Source organism: Desulfovibrio sp. 7SRBS1 (assembly GCF_049723905.1).
Taxonomy (GTDB): domain Bacteria; phylum Desulfobacterota; class Desulfovibrionia; order Desulfovibrionales; family Desulfovibrionaceae.
Genome location: NZ_JBJKFD010000001.1, coordinates 4,510,849 through 4,535,465, shown reverse-complemented (window position 1 = coordinate 4,535,465; position 24,617 = coordinate 4,510,849). Strand labels below are relative to the sequence as shown.

General features: G+C 56.4%; 16 protein-coding genes. 5 read left to right on the top strand and 11 right to left on the bottom strand.

The window, feature by feature from the left end:
• Positions 1 to 163 precede the first annotated feature (163 nt).
• Both ACI0FJ_RS19975 and ACI0FJ_RS19970 read right to left on the bottom strand, forming a co-directional pair.
• Positions 164 to 1,264: an MBL fold metallo-hydrolase gene (locus ACI0FJ_RS19975; protein ID WP_424306402.1), complete on the bottom strand. Its 1,101-nt coding sequence runs from the start codon at positions 1,262 to 1,264 to the stop codon at positions 164 to 166.
• Between the two features lie 264 nt (positions 1,265 to 1,528).
• On the bottom strand, positions 1,529 to 2,197 hold the full coding sequence (locus tag ACI0FJ_RS19970; protein ID WP_424306400.1) for a TetR/AcrR family transcriptional regulator: 669 nt from the start codon (positions 2,195 to 2,197) through the stop codon (positions 1,529 to 1,531).
• 119 nt (positions 2,198 to 2,316) lie between these two features.
• Between ACI0FJ_RS19970 and ACI0FJ_RS19965 the strand changes: the two genes are divergently transcribed.
• The 4 genes from ACI0FJ_RS19965 (at position 2,317) to ACI0FJ_RS19950 (ending at position 10,460) form a co-directional block, all read left to right on the top strand.
• Complete coding sequence (locus ACI0FJ_RS19965; protein WP_424306398.1) at positions 2,317 to 3,603, top strand: efflux RND transporter periplasmic adaptor subunit; 1,287 nt, start codon at positions 2,317 to 2,319, stop codon at positions 3,601 to 3,603.
• 7 nt (positions 3,604 to 3,610) lie between these two features.
• The gene (locus ACI0FJ_RS19960; RefSeq protein ID WP_424306396.1) at positions 3,611 to 6,766 is read left to right on the top strand and encodes an efflux RND transporter permease subunit; all 3,156 of its coding nucleotides are present in this window, start codon (positions 3,611 to 3,613) and stop codon (positions 6,764 to 6,766) included.
• A 2-nt stretch (positions 6,767 to 6,768) separates the two neighbouring features.
• A complete protein-coding gene (locus ACI0FJ_RS19955) occupies positions 6,769 to 8,364 on the top strand; it encodes an efflux transporter outer membrane subunit (protein WP_424306395.1) in 1,596 nt (531 codons plus the stop codon).
• A 296-nt stretch (positions 8,365 to 8,660) separates the two neighbouring features.
• Positions 8,661 to 10,460, top strand: a complete 1,800-nt coding sequence (locus tag ACI0FJ_RS19950; protein WP_424306393.1) for a sensor domain-containing diguanylate cyclase — start codon at positions 8,661 to 8,663, stop codon at positions 10,458 to 10,460.
• A 48-nt stretch (positions 10,461 to 10,508) separates the two neighbouring features.
• Here ACI0FJ_RS19950 and ACI0FJ_RS19945 read toward each other — a convergent pair whose 3' ends face one another.
• Positions 10,509 to 11,396: a LysR family transcriptional regulator gene (locus ACI0FJ_RS19945; protein WP_424306391.1), complete on the bottom strand. Its 888-nt coding sequence runs from the start codon at positions 11,394 to 11,396 to the stop codon at positions 10,509 to 10,511.
• Positions 11,397 to 11,550: 154 nt separating this feature from the next.
• Between ACI0FJ_RS19945 and ACI0FJ_RS19940 the strand changes: the two genes are divergently transcribed.
• On the top strand, positions 11,551 to 12,396 hold the full coding sequence (locus ACI0FJ_RS19940; protein WP_424306389.1) for a DUF169 domain-containing protein: 846 nt from the start codon (positions 11,551 to 11,553) through the stop codon (positions 12,394 to 12,396).
• A gap of 227 nt (positions 12,397 to 12,623) precedes the next feature.
• On the opposite strand, the gene ACI0FJ_RS19935 is transcribed toward ACI0FJ_RS19940, so the two are convergent.
• The 8 genes from ACI0FJ_RS19935 to ACI0FJ_RS19900 form a co-directional block, all read right to left on the bottom strand.
• A complete protein-coding gene (locus ACI0FJ_RS19935) occupies positions 12,624 to 13,964 on the bottom strand; it encodes a DUF6198 family protein (RefSeq protein WP_424306387.1) in 1,341 nt (446 codons plus the stop codon).
• A 551-nt stretch (positions 13,965 to 14,515) separates the two neighbouring features.
• A complete protein-coding gene (locus ACI0FJ_RS19930; RefSeq protein WP_424306385.1) occupies positions 14,516 to 15,724 on the bottom strand; it encodes an acetate kinase in 1,209 nt (402 codons plus the stop codon).
• Between the two features lie 1,177 nt (positions 15,725 to 16,901).
• Entirely contained in the window at positions 16,902 to 17,948 is a 1,047-nt protein-coding gene (locus tag ACI0FJ_RS19925) for a response regulator transcription factor (protein ID WP_424306383.1), read from the bottom strand.
• A 25-nt stretch (positions 17,949 to 17,973) separates the two neighbouring features.
• The gene (locus ACI0FJ_RS19920; protein WP_424306381.1) at positions 17,974 to 19,221 is read right to left on the bottom strand and encodes a sensor histidine kinase; all 1,248 of its coding nucleotides are present in this window, start codon (positions 19,219 to 19,221) and stop codon (positions 17,974 to 17,976) included.
• A gap of 59 nt (positions 19,222 to 19,280) precedes the next feature.
• A complete protein-coding gene (metK, locus tag ACI0FJ_RS19915) occupies positions 19,281 to 20,426 on the bottom strand; it encodes a methionine adenosyltransferase (RefSeq protein ID WP_424306379.1) in 1,146 nt (381 codons plus the stop codon).
• Between the two features lie 11 nt (positions 20,427 to 20,437).
• Positions 20,438 to 21,355 carry a glycyl-radical enzyme activating protein gene (locus ACI0FJ_RS19910; RefSeq protein ID WP_424306377.1) on the bottom strand — a complete coding sequence of 306 codons (918 nt, stop codon included), beginning with the start codon at positions 21,353 to 21,355 and terminating at the stop codon, positions 20,438 to 20,440.
• Between the two features lie 96 nt (positions 21,356 to 21,451).
• Positions 21,452 to 24,019 (bottom strand): glycyl radical protein, encoded by a 2,568-nt coding sequence (locus ACI0FJ_RS19905; protein WP_424306375.1) that lies wholly within the window; start codon positions 24,017 to 24,019, stop codon positions 21,452 to 21,454.
• Between the two features lie 294 nt (positions 24,020 to 24,313).
• Positions 24,314 to 24,610, bottom strand: coding sequence for a BMC domain-containing protein (locus ACI0FJ_RS19900; protein ID WP_424306373.1), 297 nt, complete (start codon positions 24,608 to 24,610; stop codon positions 24,314 to 24,316).
• Positions 24,611 to 24,617: the final 7 nt, after the last annotated feature.

Below are 24,617 nucleotides of genomic sequence, written 5' to 3'. Positions count from 1 at the left end.
GTTGATACGTTTCCCCTGCCTGCATTCACCGTGCAGGTACCACTTCATTGAGGCCCGCATCATGCCCTGCTAAAGGAGTTTAAAAAAGAGCCAATCCTCTTTTATTCTTGCCCGATTCTTGCGGCATGGTGTTCTTTCTGCAAATCAAAAGACAGAGGCCCGCCTATTGCTCCCACCAATGAAAAAAGGGCTGGTCGAAATCTTCCAGGTCCACTGGGCGGCCAATCTCGGGGGTTACGAGGCGGTACGATTTGTCCTGGCTGGCCGCGGCAAAACGGCGGAACGGATCATCCCAGGAATGAAAGGAGATGCTGAACTTCCCGGTATGGGACGGCAGAGCGCCAGCGGCTTTCATATCCTCGGCCGCCTGGGCAGCCTGCTCGGGCGTCATGTGGACGTCCGCCCAGGCCTCGTTGTATTGTCCGCTGTCCATCAAGGCGAGATCAAACCCGCCGAACGTTCGGCCAATCGCCTTGAAATGCGGGCCGTATCCGCTGTCGCCGCTGTAGAAGATGCGCCGTTTCGAGCTTTCCACGGCAAAGGCGGCCCACAGCGTCTTGTTCCTGTCCAGCAGCCGCCCGGAAAAATGGCGCGCCGGCAAAATATGAATGACGAAACCGTTGTCCATCCGCAGTGCGCTGCCCCAATCCCCTTCGTGGATCATCGTTTCGGGAAAGCCCCAGCGGGCAAAGTGTTCGCCCACGCCCAGCCCGGTAACCACGGCCCCGATTTTGGGTTTGAGGTCCATTACGGTCTGGTAATCCAGATGATCCCAGTGGTCGTGCGAAATCAGCAGATAATCGATATGCGGCATGTCGTCGGCGCTGTAGATGTTGGTGCCTTCAAAGGCCCTTGTGCTGAAAAATACAGGCGAGGCATACGCGCTGAAGACCGGATCGATCAGCAGGGTCTTGCCGTCCAGCTGCATGTAGTACGAGGAATGACCAAGCCAGACCACCACGTCCCTGTTCCTGTCCAGAGCCTGCAGGTCGGTTTTCACCGTAGGCATGGGGTACGGCGGCGCAATGTTCTCCTTGGAGCGGAAGAGGAACCTAACCACGTTGCCGACAAAACCACCTTCCAAAACCCGGCTTATGGGCGTCCGGTTATGGAAGATACCGTCGCCATAATTGGAAGATTGGCGAATCCTGGCAAGGCGCTCGCCACTCGGAAGCCTGCCGAACTTGTCCTGCTGCAGGTAGACCCAGCCCAAAAACACCAGGGCCAGGACCAACAAAACAATAAACAACACAGCATATCGCACAAAATCACCTTATTCCAACATCTTACGCAGGCTCAACCAAAAGCGGGCGCGCTCCTTTGCATACGAAACAACAGGGATGGGAGAATTGCCGAGGGGGGCCTTGTGCAAAGAAACGGTTCCTGTCTGTCTTTTATAGGATGAAAGGGCCGTTCCTACCTAGACCATTCCTCTTTGTTTTTTGCCCAATCCTCCGGGATACAATTGTAAAAAGATATTACCAAATGAAATCCAAGCGCAAGGGGCACGATGCCTCGACTGAAGCAGTCAATGTTCGGCCTTTCCGTCCGATGGTCCGGCAGAGCCTTCCATGGGAAGGACGCCATGCAGAAAGATTTGAATGCACTGCCTGAAATGCTCTATGCGGGCTTCTCTGGAAGGCCAGCCGAAACCGCCCAGAGCGTCCCAGATGATAGACCCGGTAAACATGTCCATAAGCAGGTGCGCGGCGCTGTCGACATCATGTATAACGAGGTTCCGCCGACGGCACTGTCTTTCCAGCCAGGCGGTAAGTTCCGCACGGTTCGCTTCGCCCCCGTGCAGACGGAGGATTCTCCTCAGCTCCGGGCTGCTGGCCGCTTCCATGTTCAAGGCCCGGAGAAAGGCGGCACGCAGCTGGTAGGCTTTCTGGTCCAGGTCTATCATAAATACCTTGGCCAGGGCTTCTTCGATGGGCAGGTCGTCGTAACCGTTCCCCAGGTCCATCATGCGCATGCGATGGGCTTCGACCACGGCGATAAACAACTGCAGCTTTCCGGGAAAAATACGGTACAGCGTCTGCTTTGAAATACGGCACCGGCCCGCGATTTCTCCGGTGGACGTACCGCCGTATCCCTTCCGGACAAACAGCTGCTCGGCCACGTCCACGATGCAGACGCGACGCTGCTCGTCGGACATTGTCCTGGGGCGTCCCCTCTTCTTGTTGGCGCTTTCCATATCCCCTTCATTTAACAATTTTTTAACAAAAATCGAATTGACACCCCACTGGAGTATGAATATCAGTACTCCAAAGTACCGTAATTCGTATTGTTTGAGAACGTCAAGGAGGAACCACATTGAGGTTCACTATATTCCATAATTTTTCGTTCCCCGGCCGGGGGGGACGCACAGCAGCGGCAGGCTTGCTTTGCCTGCTGCTCCTCACCGGAATTGCCGGTTGCAAGGAAAAGGACTCCAAGGCCGAAACGCCTCCTCCAGCTCCCACGGAAGTGGGCGTCATCACCCTGCATCCGCAATCCGTGGAGCTTACCACCGAACTGCCGGGCCGTACCACGGCCTCGCTTATGGCGGACGTCCGCCCGCAGGTAGACGGCATCATTCAGGAACGGCTGTTCACCGAGGGCAGTGAGGTCAAGGCCGGAGACGTCCTCTACAGGATAGACCCGTCCTCGTATGAAGCGGCCTACGCCAGTGCCATGGCCGCCCTGCAGGAAGCGGAAGCCGCCCTGCCCAGCGCCAAGAGCAAGGCCGTTCGCTACTCGGGGCTTATACAGCACAAGGCCGTCAGCACGCAGGACTACGAAGACGCCAAGTCCACCTATCAGAGGGATCTGGCTGCCGTGGCCTCGGCCAAGGCACAGGTGCTGACCGCACGCATCAACCTGGACCACACCAAGATAAAGGCTCCCATCAGCGGCAAGGTCGGCAAGTCGGCCCTTACTCCGGGGGCGCTGGTCACCGCCAACCAAAGCAGGGCACTGACCACCATACGCAGCCTCGACCCCATCAATGTGGACGTCACACAGTCCAGCACCAGTCTGCTCAACATGCACCAAGCCATTGCCTCGGGACGGGTATCCTCCGCCGGAGGACGGGTAAGCGTGAAGCTGAAGCTGGAAAACGGGAGCATTTACCCGCTGAAGGGCACACTGGAATTTTCCGAAGCCAACGTGAATGAAAGCACCGGCACCTATACCCTGCGTGCCGAATTCGCCAACCCGGACCGTCTGCTTCTGCCGGGCATGTATGTACGCGCCATCGTCATTGAAGGCGTTGTGGACAACTGTTTCCTTGTTCCCCAACGCGCTGTGAGCCGGAATACCAAGGGCGATCCCGTGGCCTGGTTTGTGAACAAGGACGGCAAGGTCGAGGAACGCCAGCTCCAGGTGGAGCAAAACATCGGCAACTCCTGGCTGGTGGAAACGGGGCTGAAGGACGGCGACCGGGTCATCGTCCAGGGCACCCAGTTCGTCAGCGCAGGACAGCAGGTCAGAACCAGACAGATGGTCATAGAAGAGGCCACGGGCGAAGTGCACCCTGTGCAGGCCGCCACGCAGTCGGCGACCAACCACCCCGCTACCACCCATCCCGCGGCCAGTCAGTCCGTTTCCGAAGAAGGCTAACCAGAAGATGTCCGACTTTTTCATAAAACGACCCATCTTCGCATGGGTCATCGCCATCGTCATCATGCTCGCGGGCCTGCTGGCCCTCGACACGTTGTCGATATCCCAATACCCGGATATTGCGCCAACTACCGTGCGCATCAGTTGCAGCTATCCGGGGGCAGACGCCCAAACCGTCGAAAACTCGGTCACCAAGGTCATCGAACAGGGCATGACCGGTATCGACAACCTCGACTACATGACCTCAACGTCGTCAGCCTCGGGCAGAGCCGACATATCCCTCACCTTTACCAATGCGGCCAACCCGGACGTGGCCCAGATGCAGGTGCAGAACAAACTGCAGCAGGTAACTGCCCAGCTGCCCAGCGTGGTGCAGACCAACGGCATCAACGTCACCAAGTCCACGTCCAGCTTTCTGATGGTTATCGGCTTTGTCTCCTCGGACGGAAGCATGTCCTCCACGGACATAGCCGACTACGTGGACAGCTCTCTCAACGACGTGCTCAAACGCGTCGAAGGCGTGGGCGACACCCGGCTTTTCGCCTCGGCCTATGCCATGCGCATCTGGCTGAACCCGGACCAGCTGGCCAAATACTCGCTGATGCCCGGCGACGTTGCCTCCGCCATCCAGGCACAGAACACCCAGATATCCGCAGGACAGCTGGGCGGCCTGCCCGCGCGCAAGGGGCAACAGCTCAACGTCACCATGACGGCCCGCAGCCGCCTGGAAACGCCCGAGCAATTCCGCAACATCATCCTGAAAAGCTCGTCCGACGGCTCCGTGGTGCGCCTGGGCGACGTCGCCACGGTGGAACTGGCCGCGGAAAGCTACACCACCTCGGCCTCGTTCAACGGCAAGCCCTCAGCCGGTCTGGCCATCATGCTGGCCACTGGGGCCAATGCCATCCAGACCGCGAAAGCGGTCGAGAAGGCCATCGGCAAACTCTCCACCACCTTTCCCAAGGGAGTGGAGGTGGTCTATCCGTACGACACCACCCCATTTGTCCAGCTCTCCATTCACGAGGTGATCAAGACACTGATCGAGGCCATCATCCTGGTCTTCTTCGTCATGTTCCTGTTTCTGCAGAACATCAGGGCCACATTCATTCCCACAGTTGCCGTGCCGGTTGTTCTGCTGGGAACCTTTGCCGTGCTCTCGGTGGCAGGGTATTCCATCAACACCCTGACCATGTTCGCCATGGTCCTGGCCATCGGCCTGTTGGTGGACGACGCCATTGTGGTGGTTGAAAACGTGGAACGCGTGATGGCGGTGGAAGGACTCTCCCCGCGCGAGGCCACCCGCAAGTCCATGAAGGAAATCTCGGGCGCGCTGATCGGCATTGCCACGGTTCTGTCCGCGGTCTTCGTGCCCATGGCCTTTTTCGGCGGCTCCGTCGGCGTCATCTACAGGCAATTTTCCATCACCATTGTTTCGGCCATGGTCCTCTCGGTTCTGGTCGCGCTGATCCTCACCCCGGCCCTGTGCGCCACCCTTCTGCGTCCGCACAAGCCAGGGGAAAACAAGTTCCGGTTCTTCAACTGGTTCAACCGTGTCTTCGACCGGAGCACCCTGGCCTACCGCGACGGCACGGCCTGGATACTCCACCGAACGGGCAGGTTCGTGATCATCTTCCTGCTCCTCACGGCCTGCATGGCCTGGCTGTTCGTCAAACTGCCCAGCTCCTTTCTTCCCCTGGAAGACCAGGGCATACTCATAACCAGCGTACAGCTTCCCGTGGGTGCCACCAAGGACCGCACAGAAAGAGTCATGGTCAAGGTGCGCAACTACTTTTTGAATCAGGAAAAGGATGCGGTGGAAGGCGTGTTCAGCACCCTGGGCTTCAACTTCGGCGCTTCCGGCCAGAACGTCGGTATCGCCTTTGTGCGGCTCAAGCCTTTTGATGACCGCACATCGCCCGCACTTTCCGCCCAGGCCGTTGCCGGACGGGCCATGAGAGCCTTGTCGCAGCTCAAGGAAGCGCGGATATTCACCCTGGCTCCGCCCGCCATTCACGGGCTGGGCAACTCCAACGGCTTCGACTTCTACCTGCAGGACGTCAACGGCGCAGGCCACGAACGCTTGATGCAGGTCCGCAACCAGCTTCTGGGCATGGCCGCGCAAAGCAAGCTGCTGGCCAACACCCGCCCCAACGGGCAGGAAGACCAACCGCAGTACCACGTCGACATCGACCAGGAAAAGGCCAGTGCTCTCGGCCTCTCCTTTGCCAACATCAATACGACCCTGTCCACGGCCTGGGGCAGCGATTACGTCAACGACTTCATCGACCGGGGCCGGGTAAAGCCCGTCTACCTGCAAGGCGACAAGGACTTCCGCATGCAGCCAGACGACGTGGACCGCTGGTACGTGCGCAACACCTCCGGCGACATGGTCCCCTTTGCCTCGTTCGCCTCGGGCAGATGGAGCTTCAACTCCCCCCGGTTGGAGCGCTACAACGGTTCCTCCGCCGTGGAGCTCCAGGGCGAAGCCGCCCAGGGCGTCAGCTCCGGCGACGCCATGAATGAAATTGAGCGTCTGGTGTCCAGGCTGCCCGCAGGCTTCACCCTGCAGTGGACCGGCCTTTCGGCCCAGGAAAAGCTGTCCGGCAACCAGGCCGGGCCGCTCTACGCAATTTCCATTCTGGTGGTCTTCCTCTGCCTGGCCGCGCTGTACGAAAGCTGGTCCATCCCCTTTGCGGTCATGCTTTCGGTGCCGGTCGGCATCTTCGGTGCCCTGCTGGCGGCAACCATCTTCGGGCAGACCAACGACGTCTACTTCAAGGTCGGGCTGCTCACCACCATCGGTCTGGCCGCCAAAAACGCCATTCTCATCGTGGAATTCGCCGTGGCCCAGCAGGAAGCCGGGATGGGCGTCGTAGAGGCCACCCTTGTTGCGGCCAAACAGCGTCTGCGGCCCATTCTCATGACCTCCTTCGCCTTCATCCTGGGCGTTATGCCGCTGGCAATAGCCACGGGCGCGGGATCGGGAGCGCAGAACTCCGTAGGTATCGGCGTTATGGGCGGCATGATCGCAGCAACCGTACTCGGGATATTCTTCATCCCGCTTTTGTATGTCGCTCTGCGGCGAGTGTTCAAACTGAAGCCCGCCCCTGACGACGACGCTCCCGCCCCAAGGCAAGAGACGCAGGAGACCGCAGGAAAATAACAATGAAAGCAACCAACCATATGCCAAGAACAAAAAACACGTCCGCCCACCATTCCGGGCGTTCCGCCCTGCTGGGATCGGGCCTGGTGGGATCGGGCCTGCTGATGCTGGTTCTGCTGGCAGGCTGCGCCGTGGGGCCGGACTATCACCAACCCGCCCTTGACCTGCCCGGCCAATGGAACGCCACCCAGGCCATAGACGGCGAACGGCTCGCCAACCTCAAAAAATGGTGGAACAGCCTGGAAGATCCGCTTCTCGACCGGCTTATCAACGAAGCCGTGCAAGGAAGTCTGAATGTGGCCGCCGCCCAGGCCAGGGTCCGCCAAGCCCGGGCAACCTACCGCGAAGCCGGGGGCAAACTGCTGCCATTGGTGGACGGCTCGGCCTCGGCCGCCAGAACCGGCTACGGCAAGACCTCGGCCAGTTCTACCAATGGCCGGTCCAACTATTACAACAAGTTCAAGGCCGGTTTTGACGCCAGCTGGGAACTCGACTTCTTCGGCGCCAACCGGCGCAATCTGGAAGCCGCAGGCTTCGGTCTGGATGCCGCACAGGAAGATCTCAACTCGGCCCTGCTGACCCTCATAGGCGACGTGGCCCTCAACTATGTGGAGGCGCGCGGCTATCAGGCCCGGATTGCCCTGGCCAAAAGCACTGCCGAATCGCAAAAGGAAACAGCCCACCTGACCACGCTGATGGTTGAGGCCGGCGTTTCCTCTGCCGTGGACATGCACATGGCCGATGCCCTGGTGAACACCACCGAGGCCAATATTCCCACGTATGAAGCCATGTATGCGCAGGCCGTGCACAGGCTCGGCATTCTTTTGGGCAAGGCCCCGGATTCCCTGCTGGGCCTTATGAAGGACAGCACTCCCGTGCCCATGCCCAGGCGCGAACTCCCGGCCGGAGTTCCGGCAAACATCCTGCTCAACCGCCCGGACGTACGCATGGCCGAACGGCAGCTTGCCCAAACCACGGCCCGGATAGGCCAGGCCGAGGCAGCCAGATACCCGGCCATCTCGATTTCCGGCAGCCTCGATACCTCCAGCGCCACGTTCGGAGACATTGCCAAGGGTTCGTCCATCGGCTGGGTTATCGGGCCGTCGCTGAGCATCCCCATCTTCAACGGCGGACAGCTGGCAGCCAAGGTGGAAATTGCCGAAGCAAAGCGCGACCAACAATATTACGCCTATCGCATCGCCGTGCTCAGCGCGCTGGAGGATGTGGAAAACAACACGGTTGCCCTGTCCCGCGAGCAGACCAGAATAAAGGATCTTGCCAAGGCCGTGCGCAACTACAAGACAGCTGTCGAACTCTCCCAGCTGCTCTACCAGAACGGCGCTTCTAATTTTCTGGACGTGCTCGCGGCCGAGAGATCGCTGTATTCCGCCCAGGACCAGTTCGTACAGAGCAAGGTCGCCATTGTGGAGAACTACATATCGCTGGCAAAGGCGCTGGGCGGCGGCTGGGACAAAGCCCTCGATGCAGGACAGCCGCTCGACTTCGATGCCGACGGCAACCTGCTGGCGACTGCAACCGCTACAGACCAAACAACAACTCCAAAGAGGGACACATCCCGCCAGGGAGACATCCAATAGCCTGGTCAGCCGATAACAAGCTTCCCCTCAAACCGGCTCCATCCGCCGGTTGAACAACGGCCATGCATGGCCGTCGATTCATCCCAAAAAAGCCCCCCTCCGCCAGGTAGGGGCTTTTTTTTTTGGGCAATCTGGCTCTGAAAGTGATGTCCGGCCTAAAGAAACAGCGCTTTTTTCCGAGGTGATCAATCTAATGGCAACGTTATTGGATTTCATAGTATATAGGACGAGCTTTCTGCATATGTTGTCGGCGCGCAACATCACCGGCAACCGGAATCCGGCAAGAGGGGGCTGTTTTGAAACATTGGAACATCGTCTACAAGGGTAGAGACGATCTGTTGAGGATACGAGAAAAAGTCGTTTCCCATCCTGCTGATCAGGTTTTGATACAGGCTTTCTGTGGCATTTCCGATCCGCATAAAATTGACAATCTGCGCTTGGAGCTTGTGGAACTTTTTCCGGGAACGGCCATCCTCGGCGCGAGTTCTGCGGGAGAAATCTTCAACGCACGCGTAATGAAACACGCTGTCGTGCTCGGCATTTCGCTCTTTGAACAGACCAAGGTACATACCACCCTGAAAAAAGAAGACGATCTTGAAGCTGCCGGGCAGGCCGTGGGCGAAGATTTTGCAGCCAGCGCCCCCAAGGCCGTTATTGTCTTCGGCAGAGGTCTCAAACATGGCAATTTCACCAACCACCTGCCCTTTCTCAAAGCGCTGAGCAAAAAGCTGGGGGGAAATGTCCCCATAGGGGGCGGACAGGCTGGCGGTTACGACGAATTGAACAGCCGGGTCTGTATCTTTACGGAAAAAGGGCTGATGGAGACAGGATTTGCCGCTGCCGCCCTGTGCGGTGAAGCACTGTGCGTTCACACCGCCTACGACAGAGGATGGGGCCCCATCGGCAAAAAAATGACCGTGACCCATGCCGAAGGCACACGGCTTTACGCCCTGGACCACCAATCCGTCAGTGACATATACAAACAATACCTTGGCTTTGATTCCAACATGTCGTCGTTTTTTATGATCAACAACTTTCCCCTTCTCATAGACAAAGGCGACACCCAGCTGACCAACCCCATAGCGGCAATCAACGACGACGGCTCGTTTGAGCTTGTGCAGGAGCTGCGGGCGGGAGAACAGGTCCGATTCAGCTTTTGCGACGCCATCCTCCAGGAACAGGGGGCGAAAAGGCTTCGTGCGGAACTTGCCAGCTTCGATCCCGAGGCGCTTTTCACCTACAGCTGCATTTCCCGGCTGTCTATTTTAGGCGATGATATCACCGTGGATATGCAGGCCTTGGAGTGCTGCTCCTCTGCCACGGGATTTTTCACCTTTGGCGAATATTACACCGCACCGGACCGCCGTCCCCATTTCTTTCAGCAGACAATGACCGTCCTGGCCCTTTCCGAAACAGGCAGCTGCAACTGCCCCTTGCCTGCCCCCCGGCAATCCGTCGGCACGTCGGAAAACAAGCTGAAGAAACATCAATTGTTCAAAGTGATGAGCCACCTGTTTGCCAGCACCACTTCGGAGCTGGAGGCGAAAAACCGGGAGCTGGCGGAACTGGCCAACAAGGACAGCCTTACCGGCCTTGCCAACCGCCGTCTTTTCGACAAGACGCTGCGCATCAGGCTCCAGGAGCACAGCCGCTCCGGGTCCTCGCTTTCGCTCATTCTGCTGGATGTTGATTTTTTCAAACAATTCAACGACATGTACGGGCATGTGGCAGGCGACGACTGTTTGCGCGGTGTAGCCCAGGTTCTGTTGCGGGAACTCAAGCGATCCACGGACATTGCCTTCCGCTATGGAGGCGAAGAGTTCGGTTGTCTCCTCTCCTTTACAGAGGACCACGACGGTGCCCTGATGGTTGCGGAAAGAATCCGCGCCGGAGTGGAACGGCTTGCCATTCCCCATGAAACTTCGAAGGTGAGCCAATACGTGACCGTCAGTATCGGCGTGCTCTCGGCGCACGGCTCGTACGAAATTTCGCCCGAAGCCCTGCTCAAAACCTGCGACGATTTACTGTACAAGGCCAAGCAGCACGGACGGAACAGAATTGTCGGCAAGAGGCTGAAAAAACCCCGCACAGATTAGGCTGGCTCCTCGACCTGGACGATTGACAGGGCCGACGCCCCGTCCCCCTTACGCTACAACGTACCGCGTAAAGATGTGGTCCATGAACAGACGGATTCTCTGCGGCAATTGGGAGGATCCGGTCACCATATAGACGTCGTGCTGAAAGTCTCCGTCCCACTCGGGAAGCACCCGCACCAGACGCCCCGCCTTTTCGTACGGCTCTGCAAGCAGCCCACGCAGCAGAACCACGCCAAGCCCGGCCAAAGCAAAGTCGCGGCACATGACCGCGGAGCTGAACTCGTATCGGGGCTGAATCTCCACCGTCATCCTTCGGGTATCATTGTACATGGACCAGCGCCGCCCGAAGCGTTGGAGAACAATACACGGCAGATTGTGCAGATCGCCGGGATCGGACGGTACGGGGTACCGCTCGAACAGCTTTGGGGAGGCATAGAGAAACGGCTCAATGGTTATCATTTTTCTGGCAACCAACGGCGGGGCAATGGAAGACCCGATGAGAAAGGCCACATCATAGGGATCGGTACGCATATCCACCGGATGTTCCACAAAGGTCAGGTCCAGCTGGATATTTGGCCATCTCTCGGCAAATTCAATCAACGCCTTTTTCATGTACCGGCCGTACAGGTCCCGGAACATGCATACACGGATAAGCCCGGTCGGGTTGCGCATGTTCATGCCCACGGAATTGTAAGCCTCCTGCGCTTCCTCCAAAAGAAACTCGCAACGTTCGACCAGCAGCATTCCGTTGTCGGTCAGGTCCACATTGCGCGTATCCCTGTAAAAAAGAAGCGCGCCCATCCGCTTTTCCAGCAATTTGATGCGCCTGGAAAGAGTCGAGGCCCCTATTCCGAGGTTTTCCGCCGCCTTGGTAAAACTTTTCTGCTTTGCCACTTCCACAAGCAGCGGAATGTCGTTGAAAAATTCCTGCATCATTATGCCCATCCCCTGCATCATTATGCCCATCTGTGGAATAGAGTTTTTTATTCAGCCTGTTTATTTTATTCATAAGCATGGTATGAAAAGACATAGTGGAAATCAATATATCCGAACGCCCTGTTTCCTGGCCATCAAACAGCAGGAGGACGACATGACCATGCAATCCATACTCGATGATACCGCCACGTTTCTGGACTATCTCGGCCTGCAGGAAGAGCCCTTTGGAGTCTATTATTCGGACACCTTGCCGGAAAAGGCCTACGGCCCCAAAACCGGAGTGCCCATCTCCCGGGAACTGGAAGACGCGGGAAAACTGGACATGCGGGAAGTGATGAAAAGCTTTTCCTGTGTTGTCGGCAACATTTGGCTGGCCCGCAAAAAGAAAGGAGCGGCCTTTGTTTCCGCCGAAGAGTACGGATGTCTGGGAGGTGTGTACTACACTTCCATGATGAAGCCGAACCTGCGGTTCATTGAAAATTACGTGTCCACGGGGTTTGAAGGCACTCCCCTGAAGGGCGAACGCTACATGCCCAATCCCGAAGCCATGCGCAAGTTCGTGCGGAAGGTGGAGCCCCGCGACGCTCCGGGCAGATATTGCATCTTCAAGCCACTTTCCCAGTTCACCGACGAGGTACAGCCGGAATTCATCATCTTTTTCGCCCGTCCCGAAGTTCTTACCGGACTCTTCACCCAGGCGACCTTCACCACGGGCGATATGGAATGCGTGGTCAGCCCCTTTGGCGCAGGATGCACCAATATTGTTGCCTGGCCCTTGTATTACAAGGAAAAAGGCATGGAAAAGGCAGTGCTTGGCGGCATGGACCCGTCGGCCAGAAAATTCCTGAAAACCGACGAACTGACCTTTACGGTTCCTTTGAGTCTTTACGAAAAAATGCTGGCCGCCCTGCCGGAATCCATGTTTGCCCACGAAACCGACTGGAAAGGCGTCCGCAAAAAGGTGGAACGCAGCGCCAAGGCATGGGGCGAAGCTGAATAGCTGCCCCGCGCCCTATGGGAGACTAGGACGATAACGCCCCTGTGGTTCTTTGGGTGAAAGGCGAGCCAGAGAGCCAGGTGACCTGGGATGATTTGGGATGACCGAGGATGACGGGGGGAACGCCGACTCTCCAACATACAGGGCAACAAAAAATAAAAACTCCCATTCCCTGGGGCATTTTGCAAAGCACCTGGGGAATGGGAGTTTTGGGGTCGTGGTGAAAAAAGCTAGGCGACCGGGGACACTTCTTTCGAGGAAACTTCTTCTGAGGGAGCTGCTTCCGCCTGCGGGTGCAGGATGTCCTCGGGAATCATCTCTATGATCCTGTCGGCAATCTGCTCCGGGCTGTCATACAGCGAGCTGTCCAGCGCAAGGTGATAGTTGGTCGAGTCCCGCCAGTCCTCGCCCGTGTATTCCAGACAATACTTGGCCCGTTCGCGGTCCAGTTTTTCCAGTTTCTTGCCCGATACCGACTCGTCCACTCCGTATTCGTTGACGATTCTGGCAATGCGGTGTGCTTCGCTGGCATGGACAAAGACGTTGAAGCAACGCGGATTGTGCTTGAGAATGAAGTTGGCGCAACGGCCCACGATGACGCAGGGCCCCCTGCTGCAGATGTCGCGGATGATCTTGCTCTGCACCAGAAAAAGCACATCGGAGGGAGGAAGCTCGTCCTGCACGTAGGCGTAGTTGTTCATATAGAGTTCATCAAGCAGCGAACCGGCCAGCTTCTGCTCGTTCTCCTGGATGTATTCCGGCGTGAACCCGCTTTTTGCCGCCGTGATGTCGATCAATTCCCTATCGTAGAAATCAATGCCCAATTTCCTGGCAACGACTTGGCCGATACTGTGACCGCCGCTCCCGTATTCCCTGGAAATCGTCACAACAAGGGGCTGCTCCATCCCCTCGGGCAAAAGCGGGATATCTTCTTCCTGCACGCCGTTGCCCAGCCAGCCGTCTATCCAGAAAATCCTGGTGTTGAAGAATTTGACGAGGGAGCCGACCAGCAGGGCTGCAATGACGGTTCCTTCGCGGATGCCCTCCAGCCTGTGCAGAAAGGCAAAGGAGCTGACCAGCCCGACTGTGACCATGCTACAGTCCAACGCGACCTTCAGCTTGCCGAATCCTGTGTGCACCGTGTCCGCAACCACCACCACAAAACCGTCGCCCGGAAGATAGGTAAGGTTGGCCTTTACCAAAAGAAAAATGCCCGCCGAAAGGGTCAGGCAACCCAAAAGGCACAGCCCCATCTGCACGACGTAGGTGGTCGGGTTGATGCCGCCGATGACATACAAGGCCATATCGATGCAATAGCCGAATATGATGACCGCGAGCATCTGCAAAAGGTGAAGCAGCGTGTACTTTTTCCGTAGGATGAGGAACTGGCCCAGGGCGAAAATCATGTTCAGCAGGATGGTCAGTTCGCCGACGGTGAAATTGAACTTCAGGCTGTAAATGTACGGAATGCATGAAACAGGGGACACACCCAGATTGGCTTTCACAGAGAAAGCAACGCCGAATGCCATGCTGACAAGCCCGGCAACGGCCACAAAAATTCTTTTCGACATATGCTTCAAGAGACTGCCCCAGTTCACGTCGTTTCAGTTTATCGGACCAATGGTGCGCAGGAAGAAAAATACTATTGATTGCGTCGAGAGAGAAACCCTCAAGACGATGGTGAAGATTTTCCATGATTCTGTCGCGCAGAGACATCATCAGGTTTTGTTCGTCTGCAGTAAAGCCGGAATAAAAGAACCGCGTTGTGCGCTTGGAGAATTTCGACCATTTCCCCCTGCAGCCGTTTTGCCTTGGGGTGAGGCGTCAATAAATCTGCAAACCAGTACTGTCAACGGCCCAGAATACGCACCATCATTTAGCCTGCGCACATAAAAAACCCGGCCCTTGGGCTGAACACCCAAGGGCCGGGAAGAAGTGCGGCGTAAGAGGCAACATGCCGTATGGGGTCCAACACTCGGTGGTCCAGGAAACCGTAAGCCTCAATTGGGGAAGACTTAAAAGCCGAGTGGCCGGAGAGGACCCGACCGGAAGTCGCCAACATGCAGCAACGCCCACCGAGACATAAAAACGGAACGCTGCTACCGCAAAGTTGCTTCTTTGTTTAGGCCGCCTTCAAAACATTCATGGTGGCTATGGCAATAGCCAATTCCTCGTTGGTGGGGATGACAAGTACATCAACCGCCATTCCGGGCTTGCTGATGCTGCGGGCTTCTCCGCTTCTCTGGCCGTTTTTCTCCAAATCCAAGGCAATGCCCAGCGATTCGAAATCCTTGCATATGGCAGCCCGGGAAATGTCGTCGTTTTCGCCTATGCCAGCTGTAAAAACCAGGGCGTCCACCCTGCCCAGCACGGCATAATACGAACCTATCGTCTTGCGGATGCTGTAGCAGAACATTTCAAAAGCAAGTTCCGCCCCCTGGTCGCCCTTTTCCCTGGCGGCATGGATATCGCGCATGTCGTTCATGCCGCTCAGTCCCTTGAGTCCGCTTTCGGAATTGAACATCTTGTCTATTTCCGCAACGGTTTTGCCCGTACGCTCGGCAAGATAGTTGGAAATGGCAGGGTCGATGTCCCCGCAGCGGGTTCCCATAACAACACCACTCAGCGGTGTAAGCCCCATGGAGGTGTCCACACACTTGCCGTCACGCACCGCGGAAATGGAACTTCCGTTTCCCAAATGGCAGGTAATGAGGTTGACCCCGTCCCTGGGCTTGCCCAGAAAATCGGCAGCCTGTTCCGCCACATACCTGTGGGAGGTTCCATGAAAGCCGTAGCGCCGAATCCCGTACTTTGTGTACAGGTCGTTGGGCAGTGCGTATTTATAGGCGTGTTCGGGCATGGTGGAATGAAACTCGGTGTCAAAGACCGCCACGGACGGGCACGGCAACAGCTCGGACATGATCCGCATCCCTTGAATCGTGGGGGGATTATGCAGCGGAGCAAGAACCGAGAGGTCGTCCAGGGTCGCAAGCATTCCAGGTTCCACAAGCGTCGGTTTGGTGAACTTTTCAGCCCCCATGACGCCCCGATGTCCACAGGCGGAAATTTCCGAGAGGTCCTTGATGACCCCGTACTCGGCATCGGTAAGCAAGGACATTACCCGGGTTATTCCATCCGTGTGGGTGGCAAATTCCCGCTCTTCCTTGAATACGATCTCATCGGAAGTGCAGGGAGCCTTTTTATGGGTCAGGCTTCCTGTGTCGGTCCCAATGCGTTCCACAAGGCCGCAGCACAAAACCTGACGGTTTTCCATGTTGATGAACTGATATTTGAATGACGAGCTTCCGCAATTGATGACGAGAACTTTCATGAAGACGCCTTTGTATGGACCAACCGGCCAGTTTGAAAGTTAAACGCCTCCTGGGATGATTTCCCATGCAAATCCCGGAACACCATGGTTTCGGGAAAAACATCGGAAGAAATCCGTACCCGCTGGACAGCGGAACCAGAGCCCGGCACGCCGAGGACCGGATGCAACACCGCCAAAGATCGCAGGAGACATGCGCCATGTGAACAATACAAAGGGGATTCGTATCCCCGCCGCCAGGGCTGCATGAACCAACAGCCCGCTGCACCACCGGGGCGCCTTGCTGACCGGCCAGGTTCTGTCAGGGGAGAACAAAGCCGAAATCAACAAGATACCCGGTCTTCGTCATGCCATGTTTGGGGACACGGCAGACGGCATATATGAACACGGGGCAATTACGCGTCGGCAGAACTGTGCGAAGTTGCGCCCCGGTTGTGCCTTCAGTGCCCAGAGTGCTTGTTTACACATGAAGACCAACAAAATGATGCTGGATCAATTTCCTTGAGCAGAGTTATAGCAGGCAGGAATGTTGCGGATAATATGCGGAGGTTGACCTCTCGTGGTAAATTCTTGCTTTGTTTTCAAGATTTTCCCAAAAGGCATGTCATAAAAGTACCAAGAGTGTACCCAAAGATTCCAATACATGTGTATGGATGATAAACCAGATAATGGCACAACAAAATGTGTGCCATAGAATTTACGCACTAAATAATTTGAAGTTTAAATTCGAATAAAAAATGAAAAAACTTTAAAAGAGATTTCTTTATGAATTGAAAGAATGTAGAAGATAAAAAAATACTCTACGAAATGGCAAAAAGTTCTCTGCAAGCTTGAGACGTAGCAGAAAAAGTATTGCAAACTAAAGAAAGAGCATCATCCACAAAAAGATTTCTGGATATTCAGCATGCGCTGTTCAAAGCCGTGGACCGTCCAGAGACATCCCCAGTACGGTCCACAGCTCAGGTTTTGCAAAATTCATCCGTAGATTTTGTGCTGTCCCCAATACACGGCTTTTGTACAGGGGACGGTGCCCTCCAGAAAAACCTGGTTTGTCAGGCGCAGGCACACAGCTTCCACAGCTTCCAAAACTTCAGGTCGCCCGTGGTCGCCCGTGGCTGTACCCTGCCCCCCCATGTTCATGCTGCCTGAACCGCCCAGCCATCGTCCAACGCGGACACTATCAATGGGTTGCGCACGTCTCGGCACTGGCCTGCTTGCGATACTCGGACGGAGACATGCCGAACATCTTCTTGAACGACTTATAAAAATACTGGACGTCGTTATACGACAGTTCCAGGGCTATGGCGGTAATGGGCAGATCGCTCTGCTTCAGCAATTCCTTGGCCTGTTCCATCCGCAGCCGGGTAGTGTAGGAAACAAAATTCTCGCCCGTGCTCTTCTTGAACAACCGGCTCAGATACGAGGGACTTACATGGCCGAACTCGGCGGCTTCTTCCAGGGTTACCCCCTTGTAGATAAACCGCTCTATGTACCCCAAAACCCGCTGCATGGTGTCCTGCGAATGGCCGAAATACTTGCGCGTGCTCTCAAAAAGGCAATCCAGCATGCGCAGGTACGTATCCAGCACCTTTCCCCAGTTCTGGGACCCGGTGTTCATATTTCTTACCCGGTCTATCTCACCGCGCAGACAATCCGTATCAAGATCCTTTTCCTGCCCCATCTTGACCAGCGCATCCCCGGTTTCCAAAAGCAGCTGGCGGATATTGCCGCCGTCCTGCGCATAGATCCAGTTGAGGTGATTTCGCACCAGAATAACCGAGTCCTGATACATGTTCTGGGCAAGATACTGGTAAACCGCCTGCGCCAGTTCCTCGCAGCGGCGCCCGGTGCCGCAGCCGGTCCCAAGGCACGACTGTACGGCCTCCACCAGGGCCTGCACCCGAATGGGCTTGAGCAGATAGCCGTCCGCCTTCAGGTTGATGGCCTCGCGCGCCATGTTGAAATCGTCGTGGGCCGTGGTGATGATGACCTTTGAATGATGGTTGTTCTCACGAAGATAGCGAAGAACTTCCAGGCCGTTCGGCCGGGGGATGCTGATATCCAAAAGCATGAGATCGACCCCGCCCGAATCGATGATTTTTATGGCCTCCAACCCGGTACTGGCTTCCAGCATTTCGCAGGGGTCTTTGAGCTCATTGTTCAAAATTGTCCTGATCGCCTGTCTTTCCAGATTTTCATCTTCAACGATAACAATTGAGGTCGTCATGGAAACTCCTGGGTGGCGTTTGAGATCAAAGGGCAGCTGGGTCGAATTCCAAAGGAAAACGCATCCTTACAAGCGTCCCCGCGCCGGGTGTGTTCAGGCTTTCAATTTCCAGCCCGTAACTTTCGCCATAAAAATAGATGAGCCGCTGGTTCACGTTGTGCAGGCCGATGCTGGCACGCCCGGACCGTTCCGCTGTGCCGTTCAACGCGGCCCTGGCCTTTTCGGGCGAAATGCCGTCACCACTGTCCTGCACCTCCAGGGTCACATCCTTGCCGTCGTCGGAGGCCTTTATTTTTACAAAGCTCTCGTTTCCGGAAGGCTCAATGGCGTAGTTGATGCAGTTTTCCACCAAGGGCTGCAGCACCATAAACGGACACAATGTGGAATTGTACTTGTCCGGCACATCAATGTCATACGAGAACTTATCGCTCATACGAATCTGTTGCAGATACAAATAGTTGCCAACGTGCTCGACTTCATTCTTCACTGTTACGAACTGCGCTATGTCCTTGTTAAGGATGTAGCGCATCATGTCGGAAAAACCGTAAACAACGTTTTCCGTTTTTCTGGCGTTTTCAAAATAGGCCAGTCGGCCGATGGCATTGAGCACATTGAAAAGAAAATGAGGATTCACCTGGTATGAAAGGGCTTGAAGCTCCACCTCGCGCAGCGTCTTTTCAAGTTCCAGAGTGCGCTTCGATTCCTCGACGATCTTGAGGTTCTTGGCACTCAGCTCCTGCGCCATGGAGTTGGAATACCCCTGCTCCACCAGATAGTTGGCCAGATGAAAAAGGGTTTTGGATGCAGCAATGAGCTTGCTGTAGGAAATGGCGGGAATTCTCTCGTGGTATTCCCGAAGTCTGCGGTCGGCCTTCCACGATTCGTCGTACGGCATGTGGCTGCCGATAACCGCGGCGGTTTCATCGCTCAGGCGGACCTGGCCCGCCATGATGGACCCCAGATGGTGGTCCCGGATCATAATGGGAACAGCGAGATCGACCAGCCCGCAGGGACAGCGATAAATGCTCGGCCCGCGACGCTTGACGGCATGCAGTCCGCCCAATTCGTCGGAGCGGATGCAGAGTGCCTTGAATTCTTCAGACGTTGCACGAAAAGCAGCACAGAAATCCGAAAAGCCGCTGGGCCGGGTGACGGGATTGCCATGCGTATCGACCGTAATGAGTGATACGCCCACAGCCACACTGAAATTATCCTGAACCTTTTGCAGCATGTCTATGCTGATCAGATTCTCCAGCAAATAAGAACGAGCCATAAATGCATTCCCCTGACGGCACGCGGCTCTTGTGATGAAGCGTTTTTCCTCCTGAAAAATCAGAAAAAGGAGCGCAGGAGCTCTGCCTTGTCCAGCCTCTCCCACGCAAACCCTTCATCCTCGCGACCAAAATGCCCATAGGCAGAAGTTTTCACAAATAGAGGCCTGCGGAGCCCCAACTCCGCAACCATCCCAGATACAGAAAAAGGAAATATATTTTGAACAATTGAACAGAGGCGTTCAGGATCAACTTTTTCGGTTCCGAACATTTCCAGTGCTACCATTTCGGGATTTCTCTGTCCAATAGCATACGCTATAGAAACCTCGCAACGCGCGGCCAAACCGGCCGCAACCACGTTCTTGGCAACGTACCTGGCCATGTATGCGGCAGTGCGATCCACCTTGGTTGAATCCTTGCCGGAAAAGGCACCGCCGCCGTGCCGGGCACAACCGCCGTACGTGTCCACCATGATCTTTCGCCCGGTCAGCCCGGTGTCGGCCGCCGGTCCGCCTTCCACAAAACGTCCGGTGGGATTTATCAGTACGCGGGTGTCTTTTGTTATCCAGTCGATGTTCACTTCCGAAAAAACAACTTCAGCCACAATCCCCCGCACCAACTCTGCCATGTCGGCTTCGGGGGCATGCTGGGCCGAAACAACCAGGCTGGTCAGCCCCACCGGCCTGCCATCCTCGTAACGCACGGTAACCTGGGTTTTCCCGTCCGGCCGAAGCCAGGGAACCAGTTTTTGATGACGAACCTCGGCAAGCCGTTTGGAAAGCCTGTGCGCCAGGGCAATGGGTGTGGGCATCAAGTTCGGCGTTTCATCGCAGGCAAACCCGTAAAAAACGCCCTGGTCGCCCGCTCCCAGTTCGCCATTTTTGGAGACGCCCCGGGCAATATCCGGCGACTGCGAGTTCAGACTGGTGAGAATGAAACACCCTTCGCTGTCAAACCCCAGAGCCGGATCGGTATACCCGATCTTGCGGATAACCTTTCGAGCCTCCTCGACAACGTCGACCTGTGCAGTCGTCGTTATTTCCCCGGCTATATGCAGGGAATTGCCGGATGCCAGGGTTTCCGCTGCCACCCTGGCGTCCGGGTCCTGTCCAAGACAGGCATCGAGGATGCTGTCGGAAATTTGATCGCAAACCTTGTCCGGATGTCCTTCGGTAACGGACTCGGCGCTCATCAAACGACTTGTCATTGCAGCCCCTTTCAGCCCCCGATCACGCATTCGTAGCCGTGATCTTCCACAATCTTCTTGTAGGGTTCCAGCTCTTCCGGTTTCATGTTCGGGGTATCGCCCATGGGGTATTCCCGTCCCAAAAGAGCGTATTTGTTCTGACCGTACGTATGGTAGGCAAGCAGATGGATCTTCGTGACGTTGTTCAGGTACTGAACAAAATTCACGATGGCGCTGATATGCTCCGCATCGGCGTTTATGCCCGGAATAACCGGTACGCGAATCACTGTTTCGGTCAGATGGGTAATCCGAATGATGTTTTCAAGAATCAGTCTGTTGTCCACGCCGGTTCCCCTGCGATGGGCCTCGGGATCAACAGACTTGATGTCCAGCAGGGCAAGGTCCACATGCGGCATGACCTGTTCGAGCACATGCTTGGGAGCAAAGCCCGTGGTTTCCATGGCCGTATGCCACCCCTGTTCGTGGCAGGCACGCAGCAGCTCCCTGGAAAAATCGGGCTGCATAAGCGGTTCGCCGCCGGAAAGGGTAATGCCCCCATTGGACCTGCGGTAGGTGATGGCGTCTTTCTGAAGAATCTGCATAACTTCCCAGACGGTCATCTTCTTGCCCTTCAGCGTCAGGGCATCGGTAGTGCATACCTCGGCGCAGGCACCGCACCCGATACATTTGGTCCGGTCCACGAAAAAGGGATTGTCCTTGGAAAGAGCACCCTGCTTGCACGCAGCCACACATTTGCCACAACCAATGCAACGGTCCTTCTGGTACATGATTTCCGGTTTGCCGCTCTGCGATTCCGGATTGCTGCACCAACGGCAGGAAAGCGGACAGCCTTTCAGAAAGGGTATCGTCCGAATACCAGGGCCATCGTGAACCGAGTAGCGCTGGATATTGAAGACAACGCCTTCCATGTCGTACTGTATTTCTTTCATGCTCTCCTCATTTCCTAGAGGTTGTTGCGGACCGGCAGAGCCGCTTTTGCCCTGCCGGTCCGGCGATTACAGCTATTGTTCCGTTACACCGGCAAACTAGAAGGTCTGCTCGGTACGGCTGATGATGTCGTCCTGAACTTCCTTGGCAAGGATGACGAACTGGGCGCTGTATCCGGCCACGCGGACAACGAGGTCCTTGTGGTTTTCAGGATGCTTCTGGGCGTCCAGCAGGACTGCGCGGTCAACGACGTTGAACTGGACGTGCATGCCCTTTCTGTCGAAGTAGCCGCGGACCATGCCGGCGAAGTTCTTGAGGCCCTGGTCGCCGGCAAGGGCGGAGGGCAGGAACTTCTGGTTGTACAGGGTACCGTTGGAAGCCAGGAAGTGGTCGAGCTTGGCAACGGAGTTGGCAGCGGCGGTGGGGCCGTTGTGGTCCTGGCCCTGGCGGGGAGAGACACCATCGGCCAGAGGCTGCTTGGCAAGACGGCCGTCGGGCAATGCCAGGACGTCCTTGCCAAAGAGCACGTTGGCGGAAACCGGGTAGATACCGGCCTGGAACTGTCCGCCACCGCGTACGTTCCTGTATTTCTCAACTTCGCGGCAATACAGTTCGGCGCATTTGCGGGCGACCATATCAACGGAGTCGATGTCGTTGCCGAAGCTATCCGTGTTGTCCAGGATACGGCGGAGTTCCGCGTAATTGGACGTGGCAGCAGGAGCGGCAGCCTTGTTGACGGCGGAAGTGGAAGCGCCCAGGGTGCGGTACACTTCGTTCTTGAAGGAGGCGATATCCATGGAACCGCCGCTGCTCAGAGCCTTGCGTACGGCTTCGTACACCTGGTCTTCGGTCACGTTGGCACCACTTCCGGCCGGGTTGGCGTCGGAGCCGCCCACGGGGAAACCGAAGTTGTTGTCCAGACCGTCCTTGATCTGGGCCATGGTCAGGCGGCCGTCTTCAAAGACGTTCTTCTGAATGGCGTACAGAGAGTCGCCGGAATCCGCGATACCAAAGGCCTGCGGGCCGGTGAAGTTGTAGCGGGCACCGCCGTTCTGCACGGACTTGCCAGCTGCGATGCAATCGTCCACCAGGGCGGACAGGAAGGGCAGCGGTGCCCTTTCGGCATGGGCCAGGTCCACGCTGTTGCAGGCTTCGGCCAGGTAATAGATAAAATGGCTCAACTGCTTGTGGAAGGCGTCGAAGAGTTCGTCCAGGCATTTGAAATCAGTCAGTTCGCCGGTCTGGGGTCCGAGCTGCAGGTCGCCCACGCGGCCGTTGTTCAGGGTGATTTCCAGCACCTTGGCAACGTTGAAGAAGGCGGCGTCGTGCCAGCCGTCGGTCCTGTGCATGGCCTGGGGCTCAACACAACCGATCAGGCAGTAGTCACGGGCATCTTCCAGAGATACACCGCGGTTCTGCAGGGCGGGCATGATGGTTTCGTCGTTGTACATGGCCGGGTATCCGTAACCCAGGCGGACAACTTCGGAAGCGCGGAACAGGAACTCGTCGGGAGTGCCCTGCCATACGCGGATGGAGAACGAAGGCTGCGGCATGCCCACACGACCGGCGGACTCCATGCACATGTAGGATACTTCGTTGGTGGCATCCAGACCGCCAGAAGTCTGGCCGCCGACGCACAAGTTCTGGAAAGTGCCCCAACCGGCAAAAGCCTGGGCAGACACTTCGTCGCGGATCTTGCTGACATCGTTGAACTTGATCCACAGGCAATCCATCAGTTCCTGGGCGAATTCCCTGGAGATGCTCTTGTCGGCTTCCAGGTAGGGGTTGATGTACTGGTCGAAACGCCCCGGGGAGATGGAGTGGCCGCTGGATTCGATCTGCAGCAGGCATTGCACGAACCAGAAGGACTGCAGGGCTTCGTAGAAGTTGCTGGCGCCCTTTTCAGGTACGTTGGAGCAGTTCTTGGCAATCTGCATCAGTTCGGCCTTGCGGGTCGGATTCGTTTCCATCCGAGCCATTTCCTCGGCCTTGGCAGCGTACCGGCGGGCATAATTGATGGCAGCCGTGTACGTGATGATGATGGCATTGTAGAACTGGGTCTTTTCAATGTAGCTCGGGTCGGAATGGTCCAGCTTGTCCAGGGCTTCCATGGTTTCCACGATAATGCCGCTGAAGCCGATGCGCAGCACCTTGCCGTAGTCGACGCAGACGTGGCCGATGCCGCCGTAGAAGTAGTTGCCCACGGTGAAGAGACCATTGTTCATGCAGGCATGCGTTTCGGGAGACATATAGGAAGAAGCACGATCAAAAACCGTCTTGCCGGGCCAGTACTTGAAGGCCCCGGACAGGTCGTTGGCGACTTCCTTGGTGATGGTGAAGGGGTCGGCGACCCGGTCATGCATGGTGTCGAATTCCTTTTCGACCCATTCAAAGGAAAATTCAGGGAAGATTTCAGCCGAACGCGGGGCGTCGGAAGTGGCACCAACAATCAGTTCGCCGTCCCGGATGGGGGTGGGGATATTGTTGAAGATCTTCTCGGCGGCCTTGGCGCGGCGCAGAATGATAGGCAAGTCTTCGGTTTCTTTATAGGCTTCGGTAACCAGAACGGCGCGTTCGCATTCCACGCGAGGCTGCGCGTTCATAAGTTCATCCTTCAGGCGCTTTGCTCTCGGCGACAGTGTGCCAAATCCTTTTTCAATAGCCATTTGTGAACCTCCGAATAATCCTGCTCGTTTAAGAGGGATGCCTCCCCTATTCCGGGAAAAGGCGTACTTTCAATTACGACGATGTTGGAAGGAGGAGCAGCAGTCGATTGCGGCGACAACATGAGTCCTCCCGCCGGTTCTCTCCGGCAACTCGCCAGTGTGGCTCGTTGCCGCTTGTGCCGTAAAACACGTCCGCCGAAACAAGGACCTGCACTTCACGGCAATCCGGGGCCAAAAAACGGCCCCCTGCATATTTCAAACATGTCCGGGTACGGGTGTGCGCCGCAAACATCGTTATTTCCCCTCCACGGCTTCAATCGCCTGCATGGCGGTTACCACCGATGCAGTTTCGCCGAAAAAAGCCAGAGTGGTGATGTGCTGCGGACAAGAGCCATTGATTTCCGCCACCAGCACGTCGGACGCCTTGTCTACGAGATCGGCATAGTAGAAAAGCGAGGCAATGGAGGTCTGAACAAGGCCCACCGCATCGTAGGAAAGTCCCTGCAGCTGGGCGCGTGTTCCCTGAGGAACCCTGCGTTCGAGCATCTTCCGGACTTCCGGGCCGGGTGCATTGATGATGTGCCTGTTCATATCCAAC

Bases quoted from the DNA above. Each gene is read 5' to 3' on its own strand.
- ACI0FJ_RS19910 (WP_424306377.1), bottom strand. From the start codon at position 21,355: ATGAAAGAAATACAGTACGACATGGAAGGCGTTGTCTTCAATATCCAG.
- ACI0FJ_RS19945 (WP_424306391.1), bottom strand. From the start codon at position 11,396: ATGATGCAGGAATTTTTCAACGACATTCCGCTGCTTGTGGAAGTGGCA.
- ACI0FJ_RS19925 (WP_424306383.1), bottom strand. From the start codon at position 17,948: ATGACGACCTCAATTGTTATCGTTGAAGATGAAAATCTGGAAAGACAG.
- ACI0FJ_RS19970 (WP_424306400.1), bottom strand. From the start codon at position 2,197: ATGGAAAGCGCCAACAAGAAGAGGGGACGCCCCAGGACAATGTCCGAC.
- metK (WP_424306379.1), bottom strand. From the start codon at position 20,426: ATGACAAGTCGTTTGATGAGCGCCGAGTCCGTTACCGAAGGACATCCG.
- ACI0FJ_RS19935 (WP_424306387.1), bottom strand. From the start codon at position 13,964: ATGTCGAAAAGAATTTTTGTGGCCGTTGCCGGGCTTGTCAGCATGGCA.
- ACI0FJ_RS19960 (WP_424306396.1), top strand. From the start codon at position 3,611: ATGTCCGACTTTTTCATAAAACGACCCATCTTCGCATGGGTCATCGCC.
- ACI0FJ_RS19920 (WP_424306381.1), bottom strand. From the start codon at position 19,221: ATGGCTCGTTCTTATTTGCTGGAGAATCTGATCAGCATAGACATGCTG.
- ACI0FJ_RS19955 (WP_424306395.1), top strand. From the start codon at position 6,769: ATGAAAGCAACCAACCATATGCCAAGAACAAAAAACACGTCCGCCCAC.
- ACI0FJ_RS19900 (WP_424306373.1), bottom strand. From the start codon at position 24,610: ATGAACAGGCACATCATCAATGCACCCGGCCCGGAAGTCCGGAAGATG.
- ACI0FJ_RS19905 (WP_424306375.1), bottom strand. From the start codon at position 24,019: ATGGCTATTGAAAAAGGATTTGGCACACTGTCGCCGAGAGCAAAGCGC.
- ACI0FJ_RS19940 (WP_424306389.1), top strand. From the start codon at position 11,551: ATGACCATGCAATCCATACTCGATGATACCGCCACGTTTCTGGACTAT.
- ACI0FJ_RS19930 (WP_424306385.1), bottom strand. From the start codon at position 15,724: ATGAAAGTTCTCGTCATCAATTGCGGAAGCTCGTCATTCAAATATCAG.